This is a genomic window from Sphingomonas naasensis (assembly GCF_004792695.1).
GTDB classification, from domain to species: domain Bacteria; phylum Pseudomonadota; class Alphaproteobacteria; order Sphingomonadales; family Sphingomonadaceae; genus Sphingomonas; species Sphingomonas naasensis.
Genome location: NZ_SRXU01000014.1, coordinates 22,056 through 28,344, shown reverse-complemented (window position 1 = coordinate 28,344; position 6,289 = coordinate 22,056). Strand labels below are relative to the sequence as shown.

Sequence of the window (6,289 nt, the reverse complement as noted above, 5' to 3'; positions counted from 1 at the left end):
GCACCGGCTCGGGCGCGCGCTTCGGCGCCGCTTCGCGCTCGGCCTCGGCCTCGGCCTTGCGACCGCCGCGGCGGCGCGCGCTGGGCTCGCGCTTCGGCGCGGCTTCGGCGCGGGGGGCGTCGCCGCCCTTGTCCGCGCCCTTGACTTTGACGCGCTCGATCTTCTGGCCGGTCAGCTTCTCGATCTCGGCGATGTTCTCGGCATCGTCGGGAGCGACCAGCGTATAGGCGGTGCCGGTGGCGCCGGCGCGGCCGGTGCGGCCGATGCGGTGGACGTAATCGTCGGGATGCCACGGCGCGTCGAAATTATAGACGTGGCTGACGCCCTTGATGTCGAGCCCGCGCGCGGCGACGTCGGAGGCGACGAGGATGTTGACGTCGCCGGCCTTGAAGCGGTCGAGCTCGGCGATGCGCGCCGGCTGGTCCATGTCGCCATGGATCTCGGCCGAGCGGAAGCCGTGCTTCTTGAGGCTCTTGTTGAGCTCGCGCACCGTGGTCTTGCGGTTGCAGAAGATGATCGCGGTGGTGACGTCGTCTTCCTGCAGCAGCGTGCGCAGCACCTCGCGCTTGGCGAAGGCGCTGCCTGGCACCTCGACGATGCGCTGGGTGATGTTGGTGTTGGTCGTCGCGGGGCGGGCGACCTCGACTCGCTTGGGGTCGTTGAGGAACTTGTCCGCCAGCTTCTTGATCACGGGGGGCATCGTCGCCGAGAACAGCAGCGTCTGGCGGTTCTTGGGCAGCTTGGTGCAGATTTCCTCGATGTCGGGGATGAACCCCATGTCGAGCATCCGGTCGGCCTCGTCGATCACCAGCAGGTTGCAGCCGGTGAGCAGGATCTTGCCGCGGCCGAACAGGTCCATCAGCCGGCCCGGGGTGGCGATCAGCACGTCGACGCCCTTCTCGAGCGCCTTGACCTGATCGCCCATCTGCACGCCGCCGATGAGGAGCGCCATCGAGAGCTTGTGGTTGGTGCCGTATTTGACGAAATTCTCGGCGACCTGCGCGGCGAGCTCGCGGGTCGGCTCGAGGATCAGGCTCCGCGGCATCAGCGCGCGGGTGCGCCCCTCGCCGAGGATGTCGATCATCGGCAGCACGAAGGCCGCGGTCTTGCCGGTGCCGGTCTGGGCGATGCCGATCAGATCCTTGCCCATTAGCACGGACGGGATCGCCTGGCGCTGGATCGGAGTCGGGTCGGTATAGCCCGCGTCGGTCACCGCGCGCAGGAGTTCGTCAGACAGGCCGAGATCGGCAAAGCTCATGCATTTTTCCGGAAATCGGGCGTGGTCGCCCACGCCGCCAAAGCCTTCACGCGCTTGCGGATTTGTCCGGCGATGTCAAGCGGCGCGCGACGTTCAGCGTGCCGGAACCAGCGATGCGAAGGACTGGACCGCGCATTGCCGGCCCGAACGCGACCGAATCGAGTCGCGCTTGGCGCACATCTTCCTGTCCTTGTTCGCCTTGACGTAGAACCCGCCATAGAAGCCGAGCGCCGGGCAGTCGTTGCCGAGCTTGGCGCGGAGCAGTGCGCCGTTCTTGAGCACCAGATCGACGCTGTCGAAGCGATTGACCGAGAATCCCGCAAGATCCTCCATCTTCACGCAATCGTCCGCCTTCTTCTCGACCAGCGCGACCGGGCGCGCGGGACGCACGATGATCGTCGTGGTGCGGAACGTCACCCGCGGCACATGGATGGTGAGGCGCTGCTGCTGGAGCTGCTCGGCGACCATATCCCAGTCGAGCGGCTCCGGCGTCGAAGCCGGGGCAGCGAGCAGCATCAGCAGACCGGAGGCGGCAATCAGCGGGTTCAACATGTCTGGTGGGGCTATTACGGCTCAGTTTTGAACAGTGGATGAACTGATGCGCCGCGTGCTAATCGGCGCGGCCATGACACCAGCACAGCGCCAGCTTGTCGAGACCGTCCTGCACCGCTTCGGTCCCAAGGCCGCGACGACCGATCCGCAGGCGATCGCACCGTGGCTGAGCGACTGGCGCGGGCGCTATCACGGCCAGGCGCCGGCGCTGCTGTCGCCGGGCACGACCGACGAAGTCGCCGCGATCGTCGCGCTCGCCGCCGATGCCGGCGTCGCGCTCGTCCCGCAGGGCGGCAATACCGGGATGGTCGGCGGGGCGACCCCGCCCGCCGACGGCTCGGCGCTGCTGCTGTCGCTCCGCCGGATGAACCGGATCCGCTCGCTGTCGCCGGAAAGCAACCTCGCGGTCGCCGAAGCCGGGGTGATCCTCGCCGATCTGCGCGCCGCCGCCGAAGCGGCCGGGCGGCGCTTCCCGCTCGATCTCGGGGCGCGCGGCAGCGCGACGATCGGTGGGCTGGTCTCGACCAATGCCGGCGGCACGCAGGTGCTCCGCTTCGGGACGATGCGCAGCCTCGTCGCCGGGGTCGAGGCAGTGCTGCCCGACGGATCGATCCACAACGGCATCGCCGCGCTCAAGAAGGACAATCGCGGCTATGACCTCAACCAGCTGCTGATCGGAGCCGAGGGCACGCTCGGCATCGTCACCGCGGCGACGCTGCGGCTGGTGCCGGGGATGGTCTCGCGCGCGGTCGCGTGGGTGGGGGTGGAGAGTCCGGCCAGCGCGCTCGCGCTGCTGCGCAGGCTCGAGGCGGGGACCAGCGCGGTCGAGAGCTTCGAGATCCTGCCCGACAAGACGCTCGAACTGGTGCTGCGCCATGTGCCGGGTACCCGCCGGCCGCTCGCCAGCGCGCAGCCCTGGCACGTGCTGATCGAAGCCGTGGCGACCGACGCCGCCGCCGAGCCGCCTGCGGCTTTGCTCGAGCGGCTGCTCGCGCCCGCGCTCGAGCAGGGGCTCGCCGCCGACGCGGTGATCGCGGCGAGCGAGGCGCAGGCCGAGAGCTTCTGGCGCATCCGCCACTCGATCTCCGAGGCCGAGCGCGCCGGCGGCCCGGCGCTGCAGCACGACATCTCGGTGCCCGTCGAGGACATGCCGCGCTTCATGATCGAGGGCGGCGCCGAGGCCGAGGCGCGCTTTCCGGGGACCGAGGCGGTGGCGTACGGCCATCTCGGCGACGGCAATGTCCACTTCCATGTCCGCGCGCCCGCGGGAGTCGACCCTGCGGTCTGGTATGCCGAGGATGGCCCGCGGATTTCGTCGCATGTCCATGACATGGTCGTCGCAGCCGGCGGGTCGATCTCGGCCGAGCATGGTATCGGCCAGATGAAGCGCGCTGAGCTCGAAAGACTGAGCGCGCCTTCGCGCATGACCGTATTGCGGGCCATCAAGGCGGCGCTCGATCCGCGCGGGATTCTCAATCCGGGCAAACTGGTCGCGCTTGCGCCCGACGCCGCGAGCCCATAGACCTTCGCGCGACTTATAGTCTCAAGCATTACTTCAGGAGAGTTTCGGATGGCCAGCGCGCCACAACAGTCGCTTCCGTTGTTCTACAACCAGCTCGAACCGCTTTCGAGCCAGACGCACGCCGATTTCCGCATTCGCATCCGCGACAAGGCGCCGTTCCTCGCGAAGCAGCATGCCGTCCCGGTGACCGTCGAGGAATTCCCGCTGGTCCAGCGCTACATGCCGATCGTGTTCTCGGTGGGCGAGGATCCCGTGCCGCTCGCGCTGATGGGCCTGAACGACGGCGTGAACACCTTCTTCGACGAAGAAGGCACGCTGCTCGAGCCGAATTTCTACGTGCCGGCCTATATCCGCCGCTATCCCTATCTGCTCGCCCGGCTGCGTCCGGACACCGACGAGCTCTCGCTCTGCTTCGATCCGTCGTCGGACACGATCGGCGCGTTCGAGGAAGGCGACAAGCTGTTCGACAATGGCGAGCCGACCGAGACCACCAAGAACATCCTCCAGTTCAACGAGCAGTTCGAACAGGCCGGCGCGCGCACCGCGATGTTCATGAAGGACCTCAAGGAGCTCGGCCTGCTGATGGACGGCGAAGTCACCATCCAGCAGGAAGGCAATGAGCAGCCGTTCATCTATCGCGGCTTCATGATGATCGACGAGAACAAGCTCAACGAGCTGCGCGGCGATCAGCTGCGCAAGATCGTCCAGAACGGCATGCTGCCGCTGATCTATGCGCATCTGTTCTCGCTCGCGCTGATGCGCGACATCTTCGGCCGTCAGGTTCGCCTCGGCAAGATGCCGCAGCCGCAGCTGGTGACGCCGGCCTGAGCTGATGGCGCTGCGCGGCGATCGCTACAACCGGGGGGCGATCGCCTTCCACTGGGCGATCGCCGCGCTGGTCCTCGTCAATCTCTTCATCGGGCTGTTCCACGAGACGCTGCTCGCTGGTCTGCGCGTGATGCCGCTGCACAAGGCGATCGGCGCGACCGTGCTGGTGCTCAGCATCGCGCGGCTCGGCTGGCGGCTCACCCATCGCCCGCCAGCGCTTCCCGAGGCCGTGCCGGGGTGGGAGAGGGCGCTCGCCAACAGCCTGCACTGGCTATTTTACGCGCTGTTGCTGATCCTCCCGCTGACCGGCTGGATCTTCTCGTCCAACCCCGAACGCCCGCGCCCGGTCAGCTGGTTCGGCCTCTTCGACTTGCCGTTGCTGCCGGTGTCGAGTGGGGCTGCCGGGGCCGCGCACGAGGCGCACGAACTGCTCGGGCTGCTGATGACGGCGCTGGTCGTGCTGCATATCGCAGCGGCGCTGCGGCACCACTTCCTGCTGCGAGATCGCGTGCTCGTGCGGATGCTTCCCTGGGCCGATCGTCACGGCTGAGCGTCCCCGCCGCACGCTTCCCCGCAGTTCGGCGCGAGGCCTTGAACTCCTTGCCGTCTCACCTATATTTACTGGGTACGGCGTCGTGTCCCCCCTTTCGCGAGGCCGTGCGGCACGCCTTCGGGCGTGTCTCCTCCCTGAACCTTGGCCACCTCGTGCCTTGTGCGCGAGGTGGTTTTTTTATGGCTATTCGGCCGCGATCGCATTGGGCAGCGCCTCGTCGGTCACCGCGTCGAGGATCGCGCGGAGCAGGTTCGCGGTCGCGGGCAACCCCGCCCCCGGTCCGTCCAGCGCTTCATCGAGATAGAGCGCGCGATCGAATTCGAGCTGGATGGCGTGGATGCCGCGCCGCGGCTCGCCATGCCGCTCGAGGATATGCCCGCCCGAATAAGGCGCGTTGATCGCAGTCGCCACGCCGTGCGCGCGCGCGACGCTTTCGATCCGCCCGGTGAACCGCGCCGCCGCCGCCTTGCCGAATCGATCGCCCAATACGAGCCGCGGCGCGCTCGCCGGCGGCCCCAGCGACGGCATCGAATGCACGTCGATCAGCACCGCCACGCCGAAGCGCGCACGCGCCGAGGCGAGCGCCGCCGAGAGCGCGGCATGATAGGGGCGGTGATCGGCATGGATCCGCATCTGGACCTCGTCGCCGGAGAGGCGGCGCTGCCAGATGTCGCCCGAATTGCCGACGCGGCGCGGCACCAGCCCGAGTCCGCTGCGCAGCTTGGCGGATTGCGGACGACCGCTCGCGATCGCGCCATCGTCGAGTCGCGGATCGCGCTCGTGCTCGGCGCGGTTGAGATCGATCCAGGCGCGGGCGCGTTGCGCGACGAACAGCGTCTCGGTGCGGCGCGCATCGAGCCCCAGCGCATCGGCATAGCGATCCTCGAGCCCCTTGAGCGCGGCGAGCGGCACGCGCAACGCCGCACGCAGCGGAAGCGGATAATCGCGACCCGCATGGGGCACCGAGAGCACGACCGGTGTGAAAGGCTCGGCCGGGCCGTGGCGCGCGAAGGAAAGCGTCGCCGTCACTGATCCCTGACTAGGCACGGAATGCCTTGTCAGCAATCGTTCGGGTGCGATGGCGCTGGAATTTTTTAAAGGCTTTGCGCATAGGATGACCGCCTGTGAACGTTTGGGGTAGCGATGATCCGGATTCTGTTGGCCGAGGATGACCGCGTGATGCGGGAATACCTCACCCGGGCGCTAGAACGCTCGGGCTATGCGGTCAGCGCGGTCGATCGTGGCACCGAGGCGATTCCGCTGCTCGAGACCGAGCGATTCGATCTGCTGCTGACCGATATCGTGATGCCCGAGATGGACGGGATCGAGCTGGCCCAGCGCGCGAGCGAGATGGCGCCCGAGATGCGGGTGATGTTCATCACCGGCTTCGCCGCGGTGACGCTCAAGGCGGGCAAGCAGGTTCCGCAGGCGCGCGTGCTCTCCAAGCCCTTCCATCTGCGCGATCTCGTCCTCGAGGTCGACCGCATGTTCCAGTCGGAGAATGCCGGCTTCAACTGATTTTGCCGGGAATCGATTTTTCCGGTTCAGGGGCGCTTGCGCGGGCCCGAAAGCCCCG

Annotated in this window: 7 protein-coding genes; 4 read left to right on the top strand and 3 right to left on the bottom strand. The window is 67.7% G+C overall.

Going from position 1 to position 6,289, the window contains the following annotated elements; genetic code table 11:
• Positions 1–1,258, bottom strand: a 1,258-nt coding sequence (locus E5A74_RS20645) for a DEAD/DEAH box helicase (protein ID WP_135987518.1), incomplete at its 3' end; no start/stop codon positions are given.
• 93 nt (positions 1,259–1,351) lie between these two features.
• A complete protein-coding gene (locus E5A74_RS20640) occupies positions 1,352–1,810 on the bottom strand; it encodes a hypothetical protein (protein WP_135987517.1) in 459 nt (152 codons plus the stop codon).
• Between the two features lie 73 nt (positions 1,811–1,883).
• Between E5A74_RS20640 and E5A74_RS20635 the strand changes: the two genes are divergently transcribed.
• From E5A74_RS20635 to E5A74_RS20625, 3 genes are read left to right on the top strand one after another with little or no spacing between them, the layout of a single operon-like run.
• The gene (locus tag E5A74_RS20635) at positions 1,884–3,332 is read left to right on the top strand and encodes an FAD-binding oxidoreductase (protein WP_135987520.1); all 1,449 of its coding nucleotides are present in this window, start codon (positions 1,884–1,886) and stop codon (positions 3,330–3,332) included.
• A 48-nt stretch (positions 3,333–3,380) separates the two neighbouring features.
• The gene (locus tag E5A74_RS20630) at positions 3,381–4,160 is read left to right on the top strand and encodes a SapC family protein (RefSeq protein ID WP_135987516.1); all 780 of its coding nucleotides are present in this window, start codon (positions 3,381–3,383) and stop codon (positions 4,158–4,160) included.
• A 4-nt stretch (positions 4,161–4,164) separates the two neighbouring features.
• Positions 4,165–4,710, top strand: coding sequence for a cytochrome b (locus E5A74_RS20625; RefSeq protein WP_135987515.1), 546 nt, complete (start codon positions 4,165–4,167; stop codon positions 4,708–4,710).
• 186 nt (positions 4,711–4,896) lie between these two features.
• Here the strand turns inward: E5A74_RS20625 and E5A74_RS20620 are convergent, their stop codons facing one another.
• Positions 4,897–5,742, bottom strand: a complete 846-nt coding sequence (locus E5A74_RS20620) for an N-formylglutamate amidohydrolase (protein ID WP_240699915.1) — start codon at positions 5,740–5,742, stop codon at positions 4,897–4,899.
• A gap of 114 nt (positions 5,743–5,856) precedes the next feature.
• Here E5A74_RS20620 and cpdR point away from each other — a divergent pair, with 114 nt between their 5' ends.
• Positions 5,857–6,231 carry a cell cycle two-component system response regulator CpdR gene (gene cpdR, locus E5A74_RS20615; protein ID WP_135987514.1) on the top strand — a complete coding sequence of 125 codons (375 nt, stop codon included), beginning with the start codon at positions 5,857–5,859 and terminating at the stop codon, positions 6,229–6,231.
• The last annotated feature ends 58 nt before the right edge of the window (positions 6,232–6,289 follow it).